At 59.3% G+C, this 22041-nt stretch carries 23 protein-coding genes and 1 other RNA gene; 12 read left to right on the top strand and 12 right to left on the bottom strand.

The features are described 5' to 3' along the window. Nucleotides 1–56 precede the first annotated feature (56 nt). Together KCG45_RS10160 and KCG45_RS10165 are read right to left on the bottom strand one after the other, a co-directional pair. On the bottom strand, nt 57–2024 hold the full coding sequence (locus tag KCG45_RS10160; RefSeq protein ID WP_218317124.1) for a tetratricopeptide repeat protein: 1968 nt from the start codon (nt 2022–2024) through the stop codon (nt 57–59). Between the two features lie 470 nt (nt 2025–2494). Further along, nucleotides 2495–3274 (bottom strand): DUF1330 domain-containing protein, encoded by a 780-nt coding sequence (locus tag KCG45_RS10165; RefSeq protein ID WP_218317125.1) that lies wholly within the window; start codon nt 3272–3274, stop codon nt 2495–2497. A gap of 101 nt (nt 3275–3375) precedes the next feature. On the opposite strand from KCG45_RS10165, the gene KCG45_RS10170 reads away from it, so the two are divergent. Continuing rightward, a complete protein-coding gene (locus KCG45_RS10170) occupies nt 3376–4251 on the top strand; it encodes a LysR family transcriptional regulator (RefSeq protein WP_218317126.1) in 876 nt (291 codons plus the stop codon). A 9-nt stretch (nt 4252–4260) separates the two neighbouring features. Here KCG45_RS10170 and typA read toward each other — a convergent pair whose 3' ends face one another. Then, the gene (gene typA, locus KCG45_RS10175) at nt 4261–6093 is read right to left on the bottom strand and encodes a translational GTPase TypA (RefSeq protein WP_218317127.1); all 1833 of its coding nucleotides are present in this window, start codon (nt 6091–6093) and stop codon (nt 4261–4263) included. 408 nt (nt 6094–6501) lie between these two features. Here typA and KCG45_RS10180 point away from each other — a divergent pair, with 408 nt between their 5' ends. Continuing rightward, nucleotides 6502–9195, top strand: coding sequence for a TonB-dependent receptor (locus KCG45_RS10180; RefSeq protein ID WP_218317128.1), 2694 nt, complete (start codon nt 6502–6504; stop codon nt 9193–9195). Nucleotides 9196–9341: 146 nt separating this feature from the next. Next, nucleotides 9342–9788, top strand: coding sequence for an RDD family protein (locus tag KCG45_RS10185; protein ID WP_218317129.1), 447 nt, complete (start codon nt 9342–9344; stop codon nt 9786–9788). A gap of 63 nt (nt 9789–9851) precedes the next feature. Here the strand turns inward: KCG45_RS10185 and KCG45_RS10190 are convergent, their stop codons facing one another. Together KCG45_RS10190 and KCG45_RS10195 are read right to left on the bottom strand one after the other, a co-directional pair. Beyond that, nucleotides 9852–12401 carry an ABC transporter permease gene (locus KCG45_RS10190; RefSeq protein ID WP_218317130.1) on the bottom strand — a complete coding sequence of 850 codons (2550 nt, stop codon included), beginning with the start codon at nt 12399–12401 and terminating at the stop codon, nt 9852–9854. Beyond that, nucleotides 12398–13117: an ABC transporter ATP-binding protein gene (locus KCG45_RS10195; protein ID WP_218317131.1), complete on the bottom strand. Its 720-nt coding sequence runs from the start codon at nt 13115–13117 to the stop codon at nt 12398–12400. The genes KCG45_RS10190 and KCG45_RS10195 overlap by 4 nt, the downstream gene beginning before the upstream one ends. Nucleotides 13118–13176: 59 nt before the next feature. Here KCG45_RS10195 and KCG45_RS10200 point away from each other — a divergent pair, with 59 nt between their 5' ends. Beyond that, entirely contained in the window at nt 13177–13935 is a 759-nt protein-coding gene (locus tag KCG45_RS10200; RefSeq protein ID WP_255548126.1) for an arylesterase, read from the top strand. 7 nt (nt 13936–13942) lie between these two features. Here the strand turns inward: KCG45_RS10200 and recF are convergent, their stop codons facing one another. Continuing rightward, on the bottom strand, nt 13943–15031 hold the full coding sequence (gene recF, locus KCG45_RS10205) for a DNA replication/repair protein RecF (RefSeq protein WP_218317638.1): 1089 nt from the start codon (nt 15029–15031) through the stop codon (nt 13943–13945). Between the two features lie 244 nt (nt 15032–15275). Here recF and KCG45_RS10210 point away from each other — a divergent pair, with 244 nt between their 5' ends. The 4 genes from KCG45_RS10210 to KCG45_RS10225 are packed head-to-tail and all read left to right on the top strand — an operon-like array spanning nt 15276 to nt 15919. After that, nucleotides 15276–15389, top strand: coding sequence for an enoyl-CoA hydratase (locus KCG45_RS10210; RefSeq protein ID WP_190786814.1), 114 nt, complete (start codon nt 15276–15278; stop codon nt 15387–15389). Between the two features lie 31 nt (nt 15390–15420). Continuing rightward, on the top strand, nt 15421–15531 hold the full coding sequence (locus KCG45_RS10215) for an enoyl-CoA hydratase (protein ID WP_190786815.1): 111 nt from the start codon (nt 15421–15423) through the stop codon (nt 15529–15531). Nucleotides 15532–15563: 32 nt separating this feature from the next. Then, nucleotides 15564–15710 carry a hypothetical protein gene (locus KCG45_RS10220; RefSeq protein WP_218317132.1) on the top strand — a complete coding sequence of 49 codons (147 nt, stop codon included), beginning with the start codon at nt 15564–15566 and terminating at the stop codon, nt 15708–15710. Beyond that, nucleotides 15707–15919 (top strand): PspC domain-containing protein, encoded by a 213-nt coding sequence (locus tag KCG45_RS10225; RefSeq protein ID WP_218317133.1) that lies wholly within the window; start codon nt 15707–15709, stop codon nt 15917–15919. The genes KCG45_RS10220 and KCG45_RS10225 overlap by 4 nt, the downstream gene beginning before the upstream one ends. Nucleotides 15920–16027: 108 nt before the next feature. On the opposite strand, the gene KCG45_RS10230 is transcribed toward KCG45_RS10225, so the two are convergent. The 5 genes from KCG45_RS10230 to KCG45_RS10250 are packed head-to-tail and all read right to left on the bottom strand — an operon-like array spanning nt 16028 to nt 19581. Then, nucleotides 16028–16822, bottom strand: a complete 795-nt coding sequence (locus KCG45_RS10230; protein WP_218317134.1) for an SDR family oxidoreductase — start codon at nt 16820–16822, stop codon at nt 16028–16030. Further along, entirely contained in the window at nt 16819–17406 is a 588-nt protein-coding gene (locus KCG45_RS10235; RefSeq protein ID WP_218317135.1) for an NUDIX hydrolase, read from the bottom strand. Before KCG45_RS10235 ends, KCG45_RS10230 begins: the two co-directional genes overlap by 4 nt. Before the next feature lie 14 nt (nt 17407–17420). Continuing rightward, nucleotides 17421–18095 (bottom strand): TPM domain-containing protein, encoded by a 675-nt coding sequence (locus KCG45_RS10240; RefSeq protein WP_218317136.1) that lies wholly within the window; start codon nt 18093–18095, stop codon nt 17421–17423. 3 nt (nt 18096–18098) lie between these two features. Continuing rightward, complete coding sequence (locus tag KCG45_RS10245) at nt 18099–18959, bottom strand: TPM domain-containing protein (protein ID WP_439648919.1); 861 nt, start codon at nt 18957–18959, stop codon at nt 18099–18101. A 19-nt stretch (nt 18960–18978) separates the two neighbouring features. Continuing rightward, nucleotides 18979–19581 (bottom strand): LemA family protein, encoded by a 603-nt coding sequence (locus KCG45_RS10250; RefSeq protein ID WP_218317137.1) that lies wholly within the window; start codon nt 19579–19581, stop codon nt 18979–18981. A 175-nt stretch (nt 19582–19756) separates the two neighbouring features. Here KCG45_RS10250 and mscL point away from each other — a divergent pair, with 175 nt between their 5' ends. The 4 genes from mscL (at nt 19757) to KCG45_RS10270 (ending at nt 21681) form a co-directional block, all read left to right on the top strand. Continuing rightward, nucleotides 19757–20188, top strand: coding sequence for a large conductance mechanosensitive channel protein MscL (gene mscL / locus KCG45_RS10255; protein ID WP_218317138.1), 432 nt, complete (start codon nt 19757–19759; stop codon nt 20186–20188). 108 nt (nt 20189–20296) lie between these two features. Continuing rightward, nucleotides 20297–20545, top strand: a complete 249-nt coding sequence (locus tag KCG45_RS10260) for a hypothetical protein (RefSeq protein WP_218317139.1) — start codon at nt 20297–20299, stop codon at nt 20543–20545. 45 nt (nt 20546–20590) lie between these two features. Then, nucleotides 20591–20934, top strand: a transfer-messenger RNA (tmRNA) gene (gene ssrA, locus KCG45_RS10265). Between the two features lie 348 nt (nt 20935–21282). Beyond that, complete coding sequence (locus tag KCG45_RS10270) at nt 21283–21681, top strand: BLUF domain-containing protein (RefSeq protein ID WP_218317140.1); 399 nt, start codon at nt 21283–21285, stop codon at nt 21679–21681. 87 nt (nt 21682–21768) lie between these two features. Here KCG45_RS10270 and KCG45_RS10275 read toward each other — a convergent pair whose 3' ends face one another. Further along, nucleotides 21769–22014, bottom strand: a complete 246-nt coding sequence (locus KCG45_RS10275) for a hypothetical protein (protein WP_218317141.1) — start codon at nt 22012–22014, stop codon at nt 21769–21771. Nucleotides 22015–22041: the final 27 nt, after the last annotated feature.

Consider the following 22041-nt stretch of genomic DNA (forward strand, 5'->3'; position numbering starts at 1 on the left):
GTGAGTGGTTTCCGACATTGGCAGCACTGCTGCCCGTATCTGAATGCTCGCTTCGATCAGGATTTAGCGCGCGATACGATAATCCAACGTGTTCCATCACGGCCGGTTTCGACATCGCAGGTCGCATCGAGCTGCTCGACCAGGTCGTCGACCAAGGTCAGGCCCAAACTCCCTGACTTGCGGACCATGGGGTCCCCTGAAAAACCGCAGCCATCGTCCTCCACCACCAGACGGAAGCCCGCTTTATGCGATTCCAAGAGTACATTCACCGTCCCGCCGCTGTCGGTAAAGCCATGCTTGTACGCGTTGGTGACGAGCTCGCTAATCAGCAAGCCGAGCGGGGTTAGTTCATTAACGTCAAGGCGGTTGCAATCCACGCGCCAAGTGAGCGCGATATCCTCGCGGCCCAAACTTCCTTCCAGAAGGACCATGAGGTCATCAATGAATTCGTGGAGATCCAACATTGTCGAGTTAAGAGCTTCGTCAGCGTAGATGTGATCGTGGACGAGAGCCATCAGCCGCGCCCGGTTCGCTGCACTTTCGCGGCTGCCGGGACCGCCCTCTTTGTTATCGGCTCGCCGCGCCTCAAGGTTCAGCACGCTCGAGAGCAGTTGCAGATTGTTCTTGGTGCGATGATGGATTTCATTGAAGAAAACGTGTTTCGCTTTCGCCTCGCGTTTTTGCTCGCGGTAGGAGCGATACAGGACCAAACCGACCATCGCGATAACCAGCGCTGCGGCGATCGCAACAAGCAGCTGTAACCGAGATTGTCGCAGTTCAAGTTCTGCAATGGTGGCGTTGTCCTCCATCAACTGAAGGCGCAGATCTCGATCGCGAACTTCGAACAAGAGCTCGCTGTTTACGACAGCGCTCAGTTTTTCACGTTCGAAGCGTTCATTGCTCAGCTGCAGCGCGACATCGAAGTATTCCGAGGCCTCGCTCTTTCGACCGAGCGCGACAAGCAGCGAACCCATACTCTGGGCATACTCCTGTGCCCAATAGGTGTTGCCGGGATTGGCCAGCAGGCCATCCGCGCCTTGTTGATCGGGTTCCATGATCGCTCTGGCACGGTCGAGCGCCTGCTGTGTCGCGATAAGCTCTTCATTTTCGAGGTAACGAGCGGCGAGCCAGTTGAGCGCTGTTGCAGCCTCCGATGGATCGCGATGTTCGAGAGTTTCATTGATCGACTGTTCGGCCATTTCGATCGCTTCACTGCGATTTCCCATGGCAAAAAGCGCCAATGCGTTCTGGTAATTTATCAGGCCATCCAGCCTGCGCGTGTCGAGCCGATCACTATACCTCCTCGCCTGTTCGAATGCAGCGATCGCTTCGTCGTGCTTTTGTTCAGCCGAATAGGTGGTACCAAGATTGGTATAAGCAGTCGCGAGCCTCTGCTCTTGTTCGGGTGAGTGCTCCCTGTAGATTTCTATCGCTCGGCGATTCATTTCTGTCGCCTGCTGATTGTCTCCCAAATCTGAGAAGATATTGGCGATATTGGCATAGGCGATGCCGGTCGATCCCAGGTCGCCGATCAGCTCGAACTGTTTCAGGGCCGCCCGATAGCGGGTAATTGCCAGATCGTACTCGCCATCGATCTTGGCGCGCACAGCGAGCGAATTGGTGATGTACGGGAACAGGCCGACCGCATCCGCCGCCACCGCGTAGGCAAACGCACGCTCAAGGTGTCGTTCCATCGCGGCACTATCACCGCCTCTTCGAAAAATACGCGCGGCAACGACGAATTCTATATGTGCTCTCGCCAGCGTATCACCTCGCTGATCGGCTCTTCTTACGATATCCGCAACTTGCCGAGACCGCTCTTCGCCGGGGCCAATCGCAGAATATCGGGCAGCGTAGGCAGCGAGCGGCAGAGAAATATCGGGGTCGAGCCGGGATACCAGAGCGTCGATTTCCGCAGGATTGATGTAATCGGGCAATTGCCGCGCATAGTGACGCACGATGCGCGATTGATCTGCCGCCGGGAGAGTGGGCAGTTCTGAAACGCACGTGCTCCCTGCTTCCAATCTTTCAGGCCCTCGCGGGGGCAGGTCTGCCAACAGGAGATCGCAGGCGCTTTGTGATTGGGCGTAATTCGGGGCGACCTCAAATACGAGCAACAGTGCACAAAGCATAAGGTAAATGGCGTGCCGACGCTTCGACAAGATTGTTGCTCTCACAAATATTTCGTCGTCAGGCCATCAGACTGACATGGGAGCTGGAGGCTGGTTCTCAAGCGATCATCTCATGGTCATTATGGGACATTCTTATACGAGGAAGGGCATCGTAGGTGTCGAGCACACGGTGGCAAGCCCTAGAAATGCCAGCGTCTGTAAACTGGCAGACCTTGCTTGTAACCATTGGGATCAACGCAAGGCTCGAATTGTTCTGACCAAGTCTGCATCCAGCGGCCTGCTTGGCCGCCGTGGGGATCGTGCGTGCCTTCATCGGAAATGGCTGAGTTTATTCTACGCGGAGATGACCAATGACAGCAGTCCTATCGCGGCGTTTCGAGCCAGTAAAATTCGAACCGTTCCACCCCGGATGCGAAGTATTGTTGGTGTGCGCGGTATTCGGGCGATTGCTGGACCTGCGCGAAGCCATCGGTGCTGTCCCATTCGACGAACGTGATCTGGCCAGGCGCACCGGGCGGCGCATCCAGCGCCTCCATCGATGGACCACGCAGCTTGTGGACGAAGCGCCCTCCGGCTCGCGCCATCGCTGGTTCGATCCCGTCGAGGTACCGATCGTAATCGGCATTCCCATCCGAGTTGAGCCAAGCGACTACGACCGTGTAATGCTTTTCCGGATCGAACTGCAATTCTAGGTCTTGCTTGAGTTCGAGGCTGAAAATCCGGAGTTCTTCCCACCCGTTGGAACGGGTGGCTAAGACCGATGGCCATTCGGGGCGTGCCTCGAATGCGGTAAGGCTCGGCTGGTCCGGCCACGAGAAGAAGATGAAAGCGCCCGGATCCCAATCGCTGATTACCTTTTGCCGCACATTGAGCTGACCGTGGCGCTGAAAGCCGAGCGCTTCGGCTGCTGGAATTGTTTGCCGATAATAGGCCTCGCGTGTGCTGGCTCCGTCCTCTCGCGACTGCGGAGCAATGACCTGCAGCACATCACCTTTATCCAAGTCCACAGTGAATCCGGCACGCGCAGGAGCCTCGGTCGGTTGTGCTAGCGCGGATTTTGGAACAAGCGGACTGCCGCACGCGGCGAGCAGTCCGGCAGCTGCCGCGGTCGTTAAAAGCGGAAGTGTGTTGAACTCTGGCATAGTAGTGCTCCGCACTGAGTTGGTTGATTTACGCACCATGACCGGGTCAGAGGGTGAAGTATCGGCTAGAATTTCTCGGTTGATGGTGCAAAAACGTTCCAATGAACGATTGGGATGATTACCGACTGATACTCGCACTGGCCCGGGCCGGCACATTGCGGGCGGCGGCGTTGGAACTTGGCCTGACGCACACGACCGTATCGCGCCGCCTTGCCAGCATTGAACACGCGCGCGGCCGAGTGTTCGAAAAAAATCCCAATGGATATCGCGCGACGCCGCTCGGCACCGCTCTGATTGACGTGGCGCAGCGGATCGAGGGGCTGACCTTGGCAGGTGCTCGCCACCAGAAGGCGGTCGATCAGGATTTGTCGGGCGTGGTCAACCTTTCCTTGTCGGAGCCAGTCGCGCAGTACCTACTGCTTGATGACCTCTTCGAATTTGGAAAGCTGTTTCCGCAAATCGAGTTGCGCGTGCAGACCAGTTCTCGCTTCGTCGATCTCGACCGGTTGGAGGCGGATGTCGTGGTTCGCGGCGCACATGAGCCACCCGGCCATCTTGTCGGCCGGCGGCTGTTCCCGAATTGCGTGACGTATTATGCCGATCGCGAATATCTCGCTTCGACACCGCGCAAGGAGCTGCGCTGGATTGCCCCGGCCTCGGATGGATATTGGCCGGGTTGGCGCGAAAGCTCGCCCTATCCTGAAGCCCCCATCGAACTCGTAATCGACGATATATCGGTGCGGCACCTTGCACTGGTTGCAGGGAAGGGGCTTGGCCGGGGGGCGTGTTTCATGGCCGACCCGCAACCGAACCTAGTCCGCCTTTCCGCGCAGGCGCCTGTGCCCCAGCAGGATTTCTGGGTGCTCACTCACCCTGATCTCAAGCAGACCCCGCGCATACGCGCGGTGGCCGACTTCATCACGAGCAGGATGAAAGACAAGGAAGCGCTCGTCCGAGGCGATCTCAACGCGAACTAGCGCCGCGGCTCAGACGTCCTTTTTGCGCTTCGCCTTCTTCCGCTCGTGCGGGCACAGCAATGTCTTGCGCAAGCGGATTGATTGCGGGGTTACCTCAACCATCTCGTCATTGTCGATATAGGCGATCGACTGCTCGAGCGTCATGCGACGCGGCGGGGTGAGGCGGATCGCGTCGTCCTTGCCCGTGGACCGGACGTTGGAAAGCTGTTTCGCTTTCATGGGATTGACTTCGAGATCGTCTGGTTTCGCGTTCTCGCCGATGACCATGCCTTCATACAGCTTCATTTGCGGGGCAACAAACAGCTCGCCGCGCTCCTCCAGCATGTTGAGCGCATATGCGTTCGCCTCGCCGTCGCCGTTGGAAATGAGGACGCCGTTGATACGGCCTTCGATCGCGCCTTTGTACGGGCCATATTTTTCGAACAGGCGGTTCATGATCCCCGTGCCGCGCGTATCGGACAGGAATTCGCCATGATAGCCGATAAGGCCGCGCGAAGGGGCGGAGAAAGTGATGCGGGTCTTCCCCTGGCCGGAAGGGCGCATTTCCGTGAGATCTGCCTTGCGGCGCTGCATCTTCTCGACGACCGTGCCGGAGTGCTCGTCATCGACATCGATCACGACTGTTTCGTACGGCTCCATCTTCTGTCCATCTTCTTCGCGAAGCAGAACGCGCGGACGCGAGATCCCCAGTTCGAAACCTTCGCGGCGCATGGTCTCGATCAGCACGCCGAGTTGGAGCTCGCCGCGGCCAGCAACTTCGAAAGCGTCCTTGTCATCGGCTTCGGTCACGCGGATGGCGACATTGGTTTCTGCTTCGCGCAGCAGGCGATCGCGGATCATGCGGCTCGTGACCTTGTCGCCCTCGCGCCCCGCAAGAGGGCTGTCATTGACGGCAAAACGCATGGCCAGCGTCGGCGGATCGATTGGCTGTGCGGCAATCGGTTCGGTGACCGACGGATCGCAAATGGTGTTGGCGACGGTCGCCTTTTCAAGTCCGGCAAGCGCGATGATGTCGCCTGCCTTCGCGCTTTCGACCGGCACCCGCTCCAGCCCGTCGAAGCTCATCAGCTTGGTTGCGCGACCGGTCTCGATCACGTTGCCGTCCATGTCGATCGCGTGAATCGGGTCGTTGACGTTAATCGTGCCGGACTGGACGCGGCCTGTGATGACGCGGCCCATGAAGTTATCGCGGTCAAGCAGGGTTGCAAGGAAGCTGAACTTGCCTTCTGTATCCAGACCTGGGGCAGGGACGTGCTGCGTGATGAGCTTGAACAGCGGCTCCAACGTGCCTTCGCGCGCGCTTTCGTCGTCGCTGGCGTAACCATCGCGGCCCGATGCAAACAACGATGGGAAGTCCAGCTGCTCATCGCTCGCATCGAGGCTGGCAAACAGGTCGAACACTTCGTCGAGCACTTCCTGCGGGCGGCCATCGGGACGGTCGATCTTGTTGACGACGACGATCGGCTTCAGGCCTAGCGCCAGCGCTTTCCCGGTTACGAACTTCGTCTGCGGCATCGCGCCCTCGGCGCTGTCAACCAGCAGGATAACCCCGTCCACCATGCTCAGGATACGCTCGACCTCGGCACCAAAGTCGGCGTGTCCGGGCGTGTCCACGATGTTGATACGGGTCGTCTCGCCGTCATGCTCCCACTCGACGCTGGTGCACTTCGCGAGGATGGTGATCCCGCGTTCCTTTTCGAGATCGCCCGAATCCATCGCGCGTTCTTCGATCCGCTGGTTGTCGCGAAACGTGCCCGATTGGCGGAACAGCTGGTCGACGAGCGTGGTCTTTCCGTGGTCGACGTGGGCAATGATCGCGATATTTCGCAAGGAGGAGGACATGTCTAAAAATTCCAGTCAAGAGACCGATCGAAAGGTGGGATCGGCCGAAACGCAGGGTGACGCGCGGGTTAATGCAGGTATGTGGCGGGTTTGCGACAGTTGAGGTGACGCTACGGCATTCGCCGATTGATCCCTCTTGGTGCTGCAACGCAACATGCGCAGCGCGCCTAGCGTAGGAGCGCGCATTGGGCAAGCTCTGACGATTATCTGCGCTGTATGTTGTGATCACGGCAGTGTGTCGGTGTTGCAACAATGCCCCAATTCCCGAGGTTTACTGCGGGCTTGATGCTTGTCGCTGCCGCGAGGCTCGCCTATTAGATTAGCTAATCGAGAGGAAGGTCAAGCGTATCTGGGATGCGCGCCGTTACGGCAACCGACACTCGAGGGGGATATTGGAGAGGAGCTTCCATGCGTTCTATTTCTTCCGGCTCGGCCGGGTCGTACCGTTTTACGTTGCTTGCAGGTGCTGCCGCTTTCGCAGTCGCCTTGCCAAGTGCTGCTTTTGCTCAGGACAACAGCGTTCTTGCCGATAGCGATGATGCTGATGAACTGACACTCGAAGACGAGGGCAGCAGCAACGTTATCATCGTTACCGCGTCCAAGCGGGAACAGACCCTACAGGAAACGCCGATTTCGGTTTCCGTAACGAGCGGTGAGACGCTCGAGCAGGCTCAGATCCGGGACGTCCTCGACCTTCAGACCGTGGCACCGTCGCTGCGTGTCAGCCAGCTGCAGACATCTTCAGCATCCACTTTCATCATTCGCGGTTTTGGTAACGGCGATAACAACTTCGGTATTGAGCCTTCTGTCGGTGTATTCATCGACGGCGTGTTCCGTTCGCGTTCGGCTTCTGCCTTGAACGATCTCGCGAATGTGCAGCGCATCGAAGTCCTAAACGGTCCGCAATCGACCCTGTTCGGTAAGAACGCTTCCGCTGGCGTGATCTCGGTCGTCACACGTCCACCACAGTTCGAATTCGGCGGCAGCGTCGAGGCGGTCTACGGCAATTTCAATCAGGTTTTCCTGAAGGGTGACATTACCGGACCGATCAACGACGTGATCGCTTTCTCGGTCGATGGATCATACCAGAACCGCGATGGTTTCGGGGAAATCATCAACCTGAACGAAGAGATCAACGATCGTAACCGCTACACGGTACGCGGCCAGTTGCTGATCGAGCCAACGCCTGATCTCAGTGTTCGTCTTATCGGTGACTATTCCGAGATCGACGAGGTTTGCTGCCAGACCAGCAACTTGATCGTCGGCCCGTCGACTGCCGATGCAATCACTGCTGTCGGTGGACAGTTCCCGAGCGATTTCTTCAGCTTCGACAACTTCCTTAACGTTGCACCGGTCAATGAGAACGAGAACTACGGTATCTCGGCACAGATCGACTGGAGCTCCGGCCCGATTTCGGTCACTTCGATCACGGCCTATCGCGAGCTGCGCAACTTCTTCAATCAGGACATTGACTTCACCAGCGCAGACCTTTCGGTCGAAACGCGCGACCAGGCGGTCGACACGTTCACCCAGGAACTGCGCATCGCATCGGATTTCGATGGCCCGATCAACTTCCTGCTCGGTGCCTACTATTTCGACGAATCCATCGAGCAGAACAGCTCGCTGACTATCGGTGAAGACTTCCGCGATTTCGCGGCGTTCAGCGCGGCAAGTGGCGCTGCATTTGCAGCGCAGCCGTTGCTTATCGGTTCGCAAATTCCAGGGATCACCGCAGCACAGCAGATCGCTGCGGGTGAAGCCGCATTGCAGGCTGCAGAAGCAGGTGCGGGCTTCCCGATCGGGAGCATTCTCGGTGGCGACCTTCTCAGCAGTGAACTGTTCGCTCTCGACAATGAATCGTACTCGATTTTCGGTACTGTCGATTTCGAGCCGTTTGACGGTTTCGTCATCACTGCGGGCTTCAACTACACCGATGACCAGAAAGACTTCATCATCAACACGGTGGCACCCGATCCGCTTGCCAATGTGAACGTGGTCGACGCTTTCATCACTGCGGCGACCATGGGTGCTGTCACTTCGCGCGATGCGTTTTTGACGCTTCCGGCAGCACAGCAGCAAGGACTTGCCGCGGCGGCGCTCGATCCTGCGACCAACCCTTTCCTGGGTCTCTCGGCACTGCAATTCCAGACCGGGTTCCTGGACGTACCGAACGTTGTCGAACCGGGTGAAACCAACGATGACGAGTTCACATACCTGTTCCGCGCGGCGTATCAGGTGTCCAACGAAGTCAACGTCTACGCAAGTTACGCGACCGGCTTCAAGGCGAGTTCAGTCAACCTGTCGCGTGACAGCCGGCCGACGCCTGCTGACTTCACCCCGGGACCAGGCCCGAGTGCGGCTCGCGGATCGACATTCCTCGCGCCATCCTCGCCGATCACCGATGCCGGGATCGCAACGCCCAACCTCAGCACGGGTAGCCGTTTCGCAGCGCCTGAAGAGGCGGAGGTTTACGAGATCGGCCTGAAGGCTCAGTGGGAAGGGGTTGGCATCAACCTCGCATTGTTCGATCAGACTATCGAAAACTTCCAGAGCTTCGTCTTTACCGGGCTTGGCTTCACACTGCTTAACGCCGGTCAACAATCGGTTCGCGGGTTCGAGCTCGACACCACGATCAACCCGGTTGACGGTCTGGTTCTGACCTTTGCGGCGACGCACCTCGATCCAGTCTTCGACAGCTTCCCGAACAGCGTTCTTGGGGATCTGAGCGGCGCACGTCCGGGCGGTATCCCATCGTGGTCGATTGCGACTTCGGCGACCTACACGCACGAATGGGCCAGCGGTACGCGGCTTATCAATCGCATCGATTACAACCACGAAAGCAACACCGACATCAACAACGGTCTGCCGACGTTCAACTTTGCGCGGGGCGGAACCGAAATCTTCCGCCGCGAGGTCAACCTCGTGAACGCGTCTGTGACACTGGCGTTGAACAACGGTCTCGAAGTTGGCGCATTCGCGCGTAACCTTCTTGATGACGAATACATCCTGACGGTGTTCGATGGCGTGGCTCAGGGCGGCACTGTTTCGGGTTACCCGAACGCACCGCGCACCTATGGCGGCGTCGTACGCTTCAAGTTCTGATCGCCCGATCAGACCGATCCAAGACAAGAAAGGCCTCGCCGGTAAAACGGCGGGGCCTTTTCATTTACGATGTGCCAAGGATCGTTAGCTACAGCGGCTTCAACAGCGTTGGCATGGCTTCCAACCGTTGAAGCGGAGTATCGACAATGATTTATGCCGGTTTCTGGATAAGGCTGCTCGCCTACATCATCGACACAGTGATTCTGGCCTTGGTTGGCGTGGTATTGGGGGTGCTGACGGGAGTGGCGCTTTTCAGCACCGGTGCGGATGCCGAACTTGGGGCATTCGACCTGATCAGCCTGGTCATAGGGATTGCTTATTTCGTCGGCTTTGAGGCCTCACATATGCAGGGAACGCCGGGCAAGCGGGCGCTCGGACTGATCGTGACCGATACAGACGGTCGTCGGATTTCCGCGCTGCGTGCAGCTGGTCGCTATTTTGCAAAAATCTTGTCGGCAATCATCCTTTTGATCGGCTTCATCATGGCCGCGTTCACCGAACGGAAGCAGGGCCTGCACGATTTGATCGCGAGCACGCTTGTCCTGAAGGCCGCTCCGGGGGAAGGCGCGGTCGACATGTCGGTGTTCGAATGACGCACGTCCGGGGTGTTTGCGCAGCGAAGGGAACGAGGTGACCGGCCCGTGGTTGCCGACGCGCTAAAGCTCTCTGAGAGCCTGTGCCGGTTTCGCCCGCAGCAAAGGTAGCGATCCGCCCAAGGCAAAGGCGAGAACCATGAACAGGCCTAGCCCCAGCACCGCCAGCACTTCCCCCCAATCGGGAAGCCAGTCGAATTCGAACAGCTGCGTGATTATGACCCACCCAAGCGTGGATCCCAGCGCCAAGGCGACGCCAGCAAGGGCGAGCGCGATTAGCCCGTATTCGGCAAGCTGCATGAGCAGAATCTGGCGTCTGCTCGCACCCAACACGCGCAGCACGACTGTGTCGTACATCCGCGCCGCGCGTGCAGCTGCGATCGCACCCATCAGCACCGCAAGCCCGGCAAGAACTGCGACCGCCGCCGCGGCGAGGGTTGCGAGGCTGACTTGCTGAAGGATGGTGCGCGCTTCGGTGAGTACCTCGCCAACCTCGACGACCGAACTCGATGGGAACTCCTGCACCAGATCGCGCAGCAACGATCCTTGCGCTTGTGTGTCTGCAGTGTCGGACAATTCGACCGTCGCCGAAAGGTTATGCGGCGCATCTGCAATCGCATTGCTCGAAAAGACCAGAGTGAAGTTGAATCCCATGTTCTCCCAGTCGATTTCGCGGATATTGGCGATGCGGACGTCGCGCTCGGTTCCAAGTATCCCGATGGTGAGATAATCGCCAATGGCCAGATCTACGGATTCGGCGAATTCGGCGTCGATGGAGACGAGCGGCTCACCTCGATAGGTTTCGTCCCACCATTCCCCTTCGACAACGCGATTTCCCTCCGGGATGGCGTCGGCGTAGGTTATCCCGCGTTCTCCGCGAAGGACCCATGCGCCCTCCGGTAATTCCTCAAGATCGGCGACGCGGATCATTGAATCTTGTGGGCCGTATGCAAGCACCGATCCGCGCATCGTCGGAACGGTACGGATCATGGCATCAGGATAGCGCGTGGTGATCAGCTCTTCGAAGCGGTCCTTGCCATCTACGGGCACGTCGAGCACGAAGTAATCGGGTGCCTCGCGCGGGACGCGGCTCTGAATGTTGCCATCGATGGCAGACTGGATCGCCGCCAGCAGCACAAATGCGGCCAGCCCGAAACCGAGTGCAGTGACGAGCGAGCCGGTCGGTGCGCCGGGGCGATGGATGTTGGACAGCGCCGAGCGCAGAAGAGGGTTGGATGGGCGCGGCAGCCTCCGGGCGATGTATTGGATCAGCAGTCCAAGCGCGGCGAGCGCGATCAGCGCACCTCCGGCTCCGATCAGGAACCCGCCCGACAGCAGTGGCTGCGCTGTCGTCAAGAGCGCGAGCGCGCAGATGGCGGCGATACCGGCTGCGGTCGCCACCAGCGCCCGCTTGTCACGCGATAGCGGCACGACGCGCGAGCGCATGAGCGCCATTGCCGGGAAAGATCGCGCTCTGAGCAGTGGAGCAGCGGCAAAGGCAAACGCGACCAGCAATCCGTAAGCGCCCGCGAGCAGCAATGGCGCAGGCTCTATGACGAAGCCGCTTTCGACCGGTAACAACCCTTCGAGCGCAGAGCCGAGCAGCGGTGTGATCAGAACGCCGGTCGCCAGGCCAGCGGCGCTGCCGATAAATGCGGCCACTCCGATCTGGATGGCATAGATACGGACGATATCGCGCGAGGAAGCACCCAGCACCTTGAGCGTCGCGATGCTGGTGCGGCGCGCATCGAGATAGGATGAGACCCCACCGGCGATACCGATCCCGGCAATTACGAGCGCCGCGAGGCCCACGAGGGTCAGAAAGTCGCTCATCTGCCGGACAAACCGGTCTGCGCCGGGTGACGCGCGGTCGCGGCTGCGAAAGTCGAAGCCCGCATTCGGAAATGCCGCCGTCAGCTCTTCCTCGATAACTTCGGGGTCTTCGCCGAGATCGTCGAAGGCGACGCGGTATTTGCTCTGATACAGCGACCCGGGTTGCAGCAGTCCCCCATCCAAGGGCACTTGCTCCGCGACGAGCACTGTCGGGCCGAGCTGAAACCCTTCGGACAGACGGTCAGGCTCGTTTTCAATAACGCCCGCTGCAGTCAGTTCTACCGTGCCGACGGTAAAGCGGTCGCCGATCTCTATCTCGAGCCTGTCGAGAGCGCCGCGCGCCAGATAGGCGTCGGTGCCCGTTGGCGCGCCGGTCTCGCTGCCATCGGCCAGGGTGAGAGTGCCATAGAGCGGCCAGCTGTCGTCAACCGCTTTCAGCTCGACGGGCGCAGCGCGGCTGTCATCGCCGCTGCCTGCGGTCGCCATAGCCTGCAAGCGCGTGCCGCCGGACAGCGTCCCGTATTCACCGAGGGCCGCCTGTTCTTCGGGCGTCAGATCGCGCTGCCACACCTCCACCTCGAGATCGCCGCCGAGCAACACCTGCCCGCTCGCAGCAAGCTCACGCTCGATTGCAGCTGTAAGCGTCCCGATCGCGGCTAGCGCACCCGTGCCGAGAAAAATGCAGACAAGCAGCAGCCGCAAACCGCGGAAACGCGCATTGAGGTCGCGCCGGGCAATGCGCCAGGCGCCGCTCCAGGTGAGATCGCCGGTCTCGCTCATGCGGCGGCGGTCTTGGCGTTCTTCGTGTCGGATACGATCACACCGTCTGCCATCGTCAGCACGCGCTCGCACTTTTGTGCGAGGCTCTTGTCATGGGTGATGACCAGCAGAGTGGCACCCGTCTCGGCGCGCCGTTCGAATAGCAGCTTAACGATTTCCTCTCCGGTGCTGACGTCGAGATTTCCGGTAGGTTCGTCGGCGAATATCAGCTCGGGCCGCGGCGCGATGGCGCGTGCGATGGCAACGCGCTGTTGTTCGCCGCCGGAAAGCTGTGTCGGATAATGATCGGTGCGGTGACCCAGACCGACCGCTTCAAGCTCCGCCTTGGCGCGGGGCTGTGCATCGTCCGATCCGGCCAGCTCCATGGGAGTCGCCACATTTTCGGTCGCGGTCATGGTGGGCAGCAGGTGAAACGCCTGCAGCACGATCCCGATGCGACCGCGCCGCGCGTGCGCAAGTCCGTCTTCATCCATGCCGGAGAAATCTGCCCCGGCAACGGTCAGGCCGCCCCCGGTTGCGCGTTCGAGGCCGGAAAGCACTGCCATCAGCGAGCTTTTGCCGGATCCGGAAGGGCCGAGCAGCGCAACGACCTCTCCCTTGGCGATGTCGAGGTCGATACCGCGCAGGATTTCAGTCGGCGCGGCATTGCTGCCAAGCGTCAGGGTGAGATTGCGGGCGGAGATGGCGAGTGGGTCGCCAGAAGAAGTATTGGTCACAGGCACCAGATGGCATAGGGGAGGGCTCTCAACAAGATACCCACCTGAGGGACTGATAGATGCACGAACGCACTTGGTCGAAAATGAAACCGGTTTTTGCTGTTATGTCGGTGGCGATGGCGGCACCGCTGGCATTGGTAGGGTGCAGCGAAAGTGCCGAGGACGCGGTGCAGGTTCCTGCATCCGGTGCCGCGCGTACCGAGGGTGACTTGCCCGCAATCCCGGTCATGGGTCCGGAAGTCCGAATCCTTGCATTCGGGGACAGCCTGTTTGCCGGATACGGCGTCGATAAATCGGACAGCTATCCTGCCAAGCTCGAAGCGGCGCTGCGCGCAAAGGGCGTGAATGCGGCGACGGTCAATGCAGGGGTATCGGGCGATACAAGCGCTGCCGGTCTCCAAAGGCTCGAATTCACGCTTGATGCGCAGCAGGAAAAACCCGACCTGTTCATCCTCGAGCTCGGCGGTAACGATTTGCTTCGTGGCCTGTCTCCTGCCGAGACTAAAGCCAATCTCGCTGCAATGATGGAAGAATTGCAGAGCCGCGACATTCCCGTGCTGCTGATGGGTATGCGCGCTCCGCCGAATTACGGGCCCGAATACCAGGCCGATTTCGATGCGCTCTACGGTGAACTAGCCGAGCAATATGATGCTGCGCTCATTCCGTTCTGGCTCGAGGACATCTACCAGAACCCATCACTGTTCCAGTCGGATCGGATCCATCCGACTGAGCAAGGGATTGAGGAATTGGTCGCTTCGACAGTGGACGAGGTGCAAGCGGCACTTCCCGAAACCGAGGAGAGGCGCGACGCGGCCTGAAGAGCGTCTAGAGGCGCTTAAGCGTCCCGCCGCTCACGCGCCAGATTGCTGCCGAGTTTTCGATGTCCGCAAACGGAGCCAGCTCGGTTCCGGTCATCCAAACCTGAGCCTGACCCTGGCCGAGCCGTCGGAACAGTTCTGCGCGGCGTACCGGATCGAGATGTGCTGCGACTTCATCGAGCAGGAGCACGCTCGGTCGGCCGGAAGATGCCAACACGCCCTGTGCCAGCGTAATCGCAATGAGCATCGCCTTCTGCTCGCCCGTCGAACAGGACGCTGCGGCAACCCCCGTTGACGCCATCACGACTTCAAGCTCGTCCCGATGTGGGCCTGTGAGCGCGCGACCTGCCGCTCGGTCACGCGGTCTGGCGCGCGCGAATTCCGCAAGAAGACCGGCGACATCGGTCGGGCCGCCAGGGCGGTAGGCTAAGATCGGGCGTGCAAAAGGTTCGGGGGGGAGGGCGCTCAATTCATCGGCGAGCTCGGAAACAAGCCGCGCACGGTTTTGTGAAACCACCGCGCCATGCTGCGCTGCCTGCGCTTCGATTGCATCGAGCCACCGCGCATCGCCGCCTGTTTCCAGCAGCTTGTTGCGTTCTCGCAGGGCGTTTTCCAGTGCCGAGACGCTCTTTGCGTGAGCGGGTTCCACTGCGAGCGTCAAGCGATCGACAAATCGTCGCCGTTCTCCCGCGCTGTCCGTAAAGAGCCCATCCATTGCTGGCGTCAGCCACGAAACCGCATGCCATTCCGACAACGCGCTGGCGCTTGCCTCCGCACCGTTGATCCGCACTAGGCGGCGTGTCGGCCGCTCAACTTCGGTGTAGGTGCCGAGGCGCGCGGAAGTTTGCCCCTGCTCGATCAAGCTCGCGCCGATAGCAAAAGCGCCGGCGGCTGCGCTTGGATCGGTCTTGCGGGCCAGCTCGGCAAGATTGGCGCGCCGCAATCCCCGCCCCGGACTGAGCAGCGAGAGGGCCTCCAGCACGTTGGTCTTTCCAGCCCCGTTGTCGCCTACCAATAGGTTAAAATGCGCGGTGTCCACCAGCTCGCTGGAGGAGTGGTTACGGAAATTCTGGAGAGTAATCCGGGTCAGAGCCATGTGCCCAAATGCGGTAGCATGGCGCGCGCTAAAGGCCAGTGCGGAGCGGGTCGAAATGACCAATCCCAACAGGTGGCGAAATTTCCCAATCTGTAGGATTTGTTAAGCCACCGTTCAGGTTCGCCGACCGTGAAAAGCCCAGAATTCCGCCAATCTCCGAGTTTGGCACACCTCCTGCAATGTATCGGGTGTCCCAAGGGATTATCCCGAAAGACACTGAAAAACTCAAACAGGAGACCAAACAATGTTCGTATCTGATCTTTCCAATCGCTTCGCTGCCGCTGCCTTCTCTGTCGCAATTTCGGCCGCTTTCTTCGCTTACGCAATCATCCCTGCCAGCCCTTCGCTGATGGCTTGATCGCCAACATTCTCTCGAAAGGAAAAACATCATGCCTACCAACGAAACCGGAGTTCGCATTTTCGCCGCAGCATTTTCGGTGATCGTTTCGGCCTCGTTCTTCGCTTACGCGATCATCCCCGGCAGCCCCGGCCTCGCCTAAGTCCAATCCAACCTTGAAAGGAAACAGAAAAAATGTACTCGTTCTTTGACCTCGGCGGCACGGCAGGCGCTCGCATCGCAGCAGGTCTGACCGCATCGATCATCACGGTCGCTCTGATGGCTTTCGCCATTGTCCCGGCCAGCCCAGCCACCCCGTTTTTCGCAGGAGTGCTCGCATGAACAACGTCTCACACAGAAATGGCGGCCCGCCCCAGGACGGTTATCGCCTCGACAAGCAAAACGGCAAATTGTTCGGTGTGTGCTCCGGACTGGCCAATTCGACCGGCATTGACGCGACCATCTGGCGCATCGGCCTTGTCGTCGCCACTCTGCTCGGCTTTGGTCTGACCATTCCGATCTATCTCGCAGTCGCGCTTATCGCCGACTGAGCGCAGGACCTGACGGCGGCCCCGGTTTTCTTGGCCGGTTTTCACAGGAAACTGCGCGACCTACATCCGAAGAAACCGGGAGGGGCCATATGGCCCCTCTTTTGATTCCTACATCGCCGAAATACCGCCATCCAGCTTGATCTCGGCGCCGGTCATGAACCGGCTTTCGTCGCTGGCGAGATAGACCACCGCATTGGCAATATCGTTCGGTTCGCCGACGAAACGCAGCGGGATCTGCCGTGCCAACTTGTCCATCAGCACATTCTTGTCGAGCGCGTGTGCCCTCGCCGTTCCGTCGAGGATAGGCGTATCGACGAAGGTCGGGTGCACAGAGTTGCAGCGGATCTGCATGTTCTTTTTTGCGCAGTGCAGTGCGATCGACTTTGATAGCATCCACACTGCAGCTTTCGACGCATTGTAAGCGGGCATCGTGTCGCTAGCGATCAATCCGGCAATGCTGGAAATATTGACGATCGATCCCGGTGCGTGCTCGCGCATCAATGGCAGCGCCTTTTGACAGCCATGGAAAATCGAATCGACGTTGATCGAAAAACAGCGCTGCCAGTCGGCGAAATCGCATTCCTCGATATTGCCCGGTACACCGATCCCGGCATTGTTGACGAGGACATTGAGCCCGCCGATATTCTCGCGGGCGGCATCCACCGCGGCTTTCCACGCCTGCGGGTCGGTGACGTCATGCGCTACCGAATAGGCAGTGCCGGATCCCATCTCGGCGTTCACGATGTCCGCCGTTTCTGCGGCCCCGTCGCCGTTAATGTCGGTTGCGAGAACCCGTGCGCCTTCTTGGGCAAGCCGAATACAATGTGCACGGCCAAGTCCCTGTGCGCCGCCTGTAACAAGCGCGAGTTTCCCTTCGCAGCGGCCAGATTTCGTATTCGTCATTTCAAACCTTCTCCCAAATATTCCGGTGTCAGCAGCATTCCGATCCGCACATCGACGCCGTGCCCTGCGGCACGCCAATCAGCGACGAAACTTGCCAGTTCGGCAAGGGCCACTCGGTGCACGTTGATCGTCTCGTCTTCCAAACCGCCGCCTTCACCGACTCTGGTCAATCCCGTGGCGCGGAGCAGGGTGAAGCTTTCGGAAACCATACCGGGCGAAGAATAGAATTCGCCAAGTTCTTCGAGCGTTTCGGCGCTGTAGCCGGTTTCCTCCTCGAGCTCACGGGCAGCGGCGGTTGCTGCGTCTTCGTCTTCCTCGCCATCATCGTCGCCGATCAGGCCAGCAGGTATCTCGAGGCAAAAGCGTGATAACGGGACCCGGTACTGGCTAACCAGGATCACGTGACGGGTTCCGTCGTCGTCCTCGTCCAGCGCGATTATGGCTGCAGCGCGGATGCGGCGGGCGCGCGTCGCGTATTCCCAGCGTCCCCGCGTTCTGGCGGTGATAAAGCGACCTTCCCAGCGGATATTCTCCGCCTGGTCGGCATCCTTGTCTCGGGTAAGATCGGGAAAGTCGCGAGTCATGTTCGCGAGGAGGCTTAGACTTCGATCAACCGGTCGGGAAGCTCATTCTCGTCGTCTTCGGTGCGGGGAAAGTGCTGCGAGAGCACGAAGCCGACATCGCGCACACCCACGGCCATGCCTTCGGCGATCCGACCCGCTTTGATTTCAACCAGCATGTCGGCCATGGCCTCGCCCCAAACCTCGGCAGAAACCTTCGCGGCGATCGGCTCGTCCGCCACGATCTCGGCTCGGTGTTCGCTCATCGACAGGTAGATGAGCACCCCGGTGCGCCCATGCGTCCGGCGCTCGGCACCGACCTTGAAATGCTTGATGGCCTGTTCGTGCACCCGCGTCGTCTTGACCGGGTTCGGAACGGCGAAGAATTTCAGCGGCTCCCACATCTGCACCAGCATGATGGCGGCAAAGGCGATCAGTCCGAGCGCGATGGTCATGCTGGCGAGCTGGCCGATCGACCATTCGTTCCCCCAGCCTCCACTCAGACTGTCCCAGAAGTCGAGAAAGGGTTGGGGCAGGGCGGCGAACAGGCTCATGACCGTGAAACTGCCCGCAATCGCCCACCACAATGCGACATCTGTATAACCATCGCTGCGGTCGGCAAGCACGGTAACGATCTCGCCAGATGTGGTGAGTTCGGCCTCTCGCACTGCGTTCGAGACGATGTCGTGCTGTTCTTCGTTGAGATAGCTCATGCGTCACCAGCCGCCCGAGGCGCCGCCGCCTCCAAACGAGCCGCCGCCGCCGCCGAAACCGCCACCGCCGAAGCCTCCTCCAAAACCGCCGCCGCTGCGTCCGCCGCCCATCGCTCCGCGCGCGATAGCGCTTCCCACTTCCCAAAGGATGATATCGCCAGCGGTGTCTTTCCAATCACGGTCGTGCCTGCGATCGCCCCATGGTCCCTTACCCTTCGAACGGTATTTACGCCGCCGCCTACGCCCGCGCAGCAGCGGTAGGATGAAGAAGAAGAACATGAAGCCCATCCACATCAGGGCTCCGATCGGAAAACCGCCGTCGCGTGAGCTGGTGGTGCGTTGCTGGTTTGCCTCTTGAGCGACGCGTTGCGCCTCGTCGGGCGGCAGGACAAGCTGCGTCACAATTGCATCGGTGCCGGCAGCTATGCCGCCCGGATAGTCGCCATCGCGGAACCGAGGCAGGATCTGGTTTTGGATGATCAGCGAAGAGAGTGCATCGGTCATGGTGCCTTCCAGCCCGTAACCAACTTCGATCCGGACCTTCCGTTCATTCGGAGCGACCAGCAACAGCGTACCATCATTGCGTTCGGCATCGCCCAAACCCCACTCACGGCCCAGCTGGTATCCGAAATCGGCAATGTCGTACCCTTGTAGGTCCGGGACAGTCGCGACGACCAATTGGCGCTGCGACTGCTCTTCGAGCGCTTCCAATTTCTGCACGAGCTCCGCTTCGACGTTGGGGGGAAGGATATCAGCAGTGTCGACGACGCGGCCAGTCAACGCCGGGAATTCAGGCTGTGCGGCGAGAGGGGACGCCAAGAGCGCCCCCACTGCTGCGAGTGTGAGGATAATCTGGCGAAGCACTGAGATCAGGTCCGCGCTCTCAACTCGACGTCAGATCGAGCTCGGGAGCAGTTTCTGCACCCTCGGTCACGGCCGAATACGGCACAAGCGGCTCTGCGCCGTGGATGATATTCGCGCCGATCGTATCTGGGAAAGTGCGGATCGTCGTATTATATTTGCGCACCGCCTCATTGTAGTCGCGAATTGCCACCGCAATACGGTTTTCAGTGCCTTCGAGCTGGCTTTGCAGCGTCAGGAAGTTCTGGTTGGACTGAATAGTGGGATATGCCTCGAAGCTCGCAAGCAGGCGACCAAGACCCTGGCTTAGCTGACCCTGCGCCGCGGCGAACTGTTCCATCTTCGCTGGATCGTCGAGATCATCGGCTGAAACGTTGATCGCGGTGGCTCGGGCGCGGGCTTCCGTTACTTCGGTAAGAATACCGCGCTCATTCTCGGCAGCACCTTGGGTGACTTCGGCGAGGTTCGGGATAAGGTTCGCGCGGCGCTGGAATTGCGCCTCAACATCGGCCCACTTCGCTTTTGCTTCTTCTTCGGCAGCGGGCACGGAGTTGATCCCGCAGGCTGCGAGAGTGAGCGAGGCGGCTGCGACCAATACGCCGCGGGTCACGGTCTTCAAAAACATGCAAATCCTCCAGAAAAGTGCCGCGACCATGGATTGGCGCGCGCTAGAGCCTGTATTGTCGATATAGCACACCGCCCGGGGCTTTCAAGAAGTCCACAGGCACGGCTCCTACGCTTGGCAGGTCCGATCATTCTTGCATAGAAGAGACATCCGGAACTGCGAAGAAGGGATTGGTATGCTGTCTGAATTCAAGGAATTTATTGCCAAGGGCAATGTCATGCAACTTGCTGTCGCCGTGATCATCGGCGGGGCTTTTGCAACTATCGTAAAATCGCTCACTGACGAGGTTATCATGCCGGTCGTCGGCGCTATTTTCGGTGATGTCGATTTTTCGGACAAGTACATCGTCTTGTCGGGCGAAGACACGATCCAAACAGGCATGTCGCTCGAGGCTGCACGTGAGGCGGGCGCCAACGTGCTGGCATGGGGATCTTTCGTGTCCGCCATCATCAACTTCCTGATCCTGGCCTTCATCATATTCTTGCTCGTTCGCTACACGATGAAGGTGATGGCCCAGTTCGAGAAGAAGGAGGAAGCGCCGGCCGAGCCAGAAGGCCCTACCGAAATCGAGCTGCTCACGGAAATCAGGGACGCGCTGAAAAAATAGGCCGCATTTTCGACACATTCTCGGAACCAATCGTATTTTCACTCGATTGAGCCTTTTGAACGGTCTCTGCGCAGAGCAGTTCGACAGGCTCTATCGAAAGGGATGATTATGCGTAAGATTTTTGCAGCCACGGTGGCGGCAGCTACACTGACACTCGTGGCATGTGGTCCGGAGACGGCGACCGAAGCCGAAGCTGAAGAAATGGAAGAGCGCGCCGACGAAGTTGAAGATCTGGCCGACGACGCCGAGACGGAGGCGCAGGAAGACGCTCTCGAAGCGCAGGCTGAACAGATCGAAGACAAGTCCGACGCCCTGGAAGATGCAGCGGATGCTGAAGAACCAATTCCAAGCGTCTGATTTGTCGGAACTTGAATTGTAGGAGGGGGCGGGCCTTGCGGTCTGCCCCTTTTCTTTTGGACTTCTCGATCCTATATCTCTTGTGTCCGTTTCGGCGGACTATGGTGATAAATTGCTGCGTGCAATAGGTACAACGGACCCGGGGGCAGTACCCGGCGGCTCCACCACCTCTCCCGGTTTTCGCGGGGGAAATGACGGGGCCGAACCAGGATCGACGTGGACTGAAAAGCGTAGTTTTTGCTCGGGCTGAGTACCCCGTAAAACTGTTCAATCTCATAAGTGCTAACGATAACGACGCACTCGCAATCGCTGCGTAATTTTAGGGCCTAGCGGCCCGAATTTACAAAGCTAAGCGCGGTTGGACCGACCGGGCAACAGAACGGATTCCGGGGCTCCGGGGGTAGCTAGCAACAGAAACCCCCACCTCAAAAGCGTTTGAGATGAACGCGCGTCTGCTTTGCGACGTCGGTAGTTCCGCGAATTCGGCAAACATATCAGCTTGACGCCAGTGCCGCCCAATCAACCTTTGACTCGGAACGGGTCTGGCGATTTTCCCCTATTTCCCCGACCGCGCCGTAGCTCGGCCAGGAAGGTCCCAGACCCTCACAATGGTTCCCGTCTGGCGAGAGCTCCCTGCAGTTCCATGAGGCGGTTCGCGATGAATGACGCAGGCTCCGCTATAGCGTAAGCGGTGATTGGCGTAGCTCGATTACCCCATCATCTTTTGGAGACGCACCTTGGAAAAGCGATTGATCTACCGATCGCAGCCGTTTGGCTTCGACAATGCAATGCTTGCCGGTATATTGGCTCAGGCGCGCCGCAATAACCAGAAAGCGGATGTGACCGGGGCACTCATCTGCCGACAAGACATATATCTTCAGTTGATAGAGGGTCCCGTCGACAGGATCGACCGGTTGTTCACGCGCATTGAGGCCGATGATCGCCACACAAACGTGAAACTGCTGCTGGAGGAAACTTCGGCGGAACGCCTGTTCCCGGCATGGTCCATGCTCGACGACGAGTCGCCTTCGCTGTTCTGGTCACCCGATGAAATTGAATCGGGCACTTTGGAGACGGCCGACCCCGACGAACTGAAAGCTCCGTTCGTTCGGCTTAGGAACTCGATCGGCAAATAGATGGCGAGCTTTACCGCTTCCTAGCGGGTTGTCGGTTGCTTCGCTGAACAGTGACGTTTGCTTCAAGGACGCAGAATACGTGCTGTCTCAGCCAGCGCCTTCTTGTGATATGGCGGCCAGCTTTTTCCGCGCTTTCAACCCATCGAGGATCGCCGCACCCGCGAGGAAGACTGCGCCGGTTGTCGCCAAGTACAAAAGCTGCCCGCCAGCGCCCGGATATTCCGTCAGATAGGCAGAACCGCGTGCCGTCGCACCGAGCGCCAAGGCGTAGATGATCACGAAGGCTTCGAACCTGTTCTTGATTACAAACAGCCTTCCGATCTTTCGCAGCATGTGCGGTCCTTCCTGAGCCTATCGGCT

Source organism: Erythrobacter ani, assembly GCF_019204025.1.
GTDB classification, from domain to species: Bacteria; Pseudomonadota; Alphaproteobacteria; order Sphingomonadales; family Sphingomonadaceae; genus Erythrobacter; species Erythrobacter ani.

Coding starts and splice junctions, on each gene's coding strand:
- KCG45_RS10165 (WP_218317125.1), bottom strand. CDS start 3,274: ATGCCAGAGTTCAACACACTTCCGCTTTTAACGACCGCGGCAGCTGCC.
- KCG45_RS10170 (WP_218317126.1), top strand. CDS start 3,376: ATGAACGATTGGGATGATTACCGACTGATACTCGCACTGGCCCGGGCC.
- typA (WP_218317127.1), bottom strand. CDS start 6,093: ATGTCCTCCTCCTTGCGAAATATCGCGATCATTGCCCACGTCGACCAC.
- KCG45_RS10180 (WP_218317128.1), top strand. CDS start 6,502: ATGCGTTCTATTTCTTCCGGCTCGGCCGGGTCGTACCGTTTTACGTTG.
- KCG45_RS10185 (WP_218317129.1), top strand. CDS start 9,342: ATGATTTATGCCGGTTTCTGGATAAGGCTGCTCGCCTACATCATCGAC.
- KCG45_RS10190 (WP_218317130.1), bottom strand. CDS start 12,401: ATGAGCGAGACCGGCGATCTCACCTGGAGCGGCGCCTGGCGCATTGCC.
- KCG45_RS10200 (WP_255548126.1), top strand. CDS start 13,177: ATGCACGAACGCACTTGGTCGAAAATGAAACCGGTTTTTGCTGTTATG.
- recF (WP_218317638.1), bottom strand. CDS start 15,031: ATGGCTCTGACCCGGATTACTCTCCAGAATTTCCGTAACCACTCCTCC.
- KCG45_RS10210 (WP_190786814.1), top strand. CDS start 15,276: ATGTTCGTATCTGATCTTTCCAATCGCTTCGCTGCCGCTGCCTTCTCT.
- KCG45_RS10215 (WP_190786815.1), top strand. CDS start 15,421: ATGCCTACCAACGAAACCGGAGTTCGCATTTTCGCCGCAGCATTTTCG.
- KCG45_RS10220 (WP_218317132.1), top strand. CDS start 15,564: ATGTACTCGTTCTTTGACCTCGGCGGCACGGCAGGCGCTCGCATCGCA.
- KCG45_RS10225 (WP_218317133.1), top strand. CDS start 15,707: ATGAACAACGTCTCACACAGAAATGGCGGCCCGCCCCAGGACGGTTAT.
- KCG45_RS10230 (WP_218317134.1), bottom strand. CDS start 16,822: ATGACGAATACGAAATCTGGCCGCTGCGAAGGGAAACTCGCGCTTGTT.
- KCG45_RS10235 (WP_218317135.1), bottom strand. CDS start 17,406: ATGACTCGCGACTTTCCCGATCTTACCCGAGACAAGGATGCCGACCAG.
- KCG45_RS10240 (WP_218317136.1), bottom strand. CDS start 18,095: ATGAGCTATCTCAACGAAGAACAGCACGACATCGTCTCGAACGCAGTG.
- KCG45_RS10250 (WP_218317137.1), bottom strand. CDS start 19,581: ATGTTTTTGAAGACCGTGACCCGCGGCGTATTGGTCGCAGCCGCCTCG.
- mscL (WP_218317138.1), top strand. CDS start 19,757: ATGCTGTCTGAATTCAAGGAATTTATTGCCAAGGGCAATGTCATGCAA.
- KCG45_RS10260 (WP_218317139.1), top strand. CDS start 20,297: ATGCGTAAGATTTTTGCAGCCACGGTGGCGGCAGCTACACTGACACTC.
- KCG45_RS10275 (WP_218317141.1), bottom strand. CDS start 22,014: ATGCTGCGAAAGATCGGAAGGCTGTTTGTAATCAAGAACAGGTTCGAA.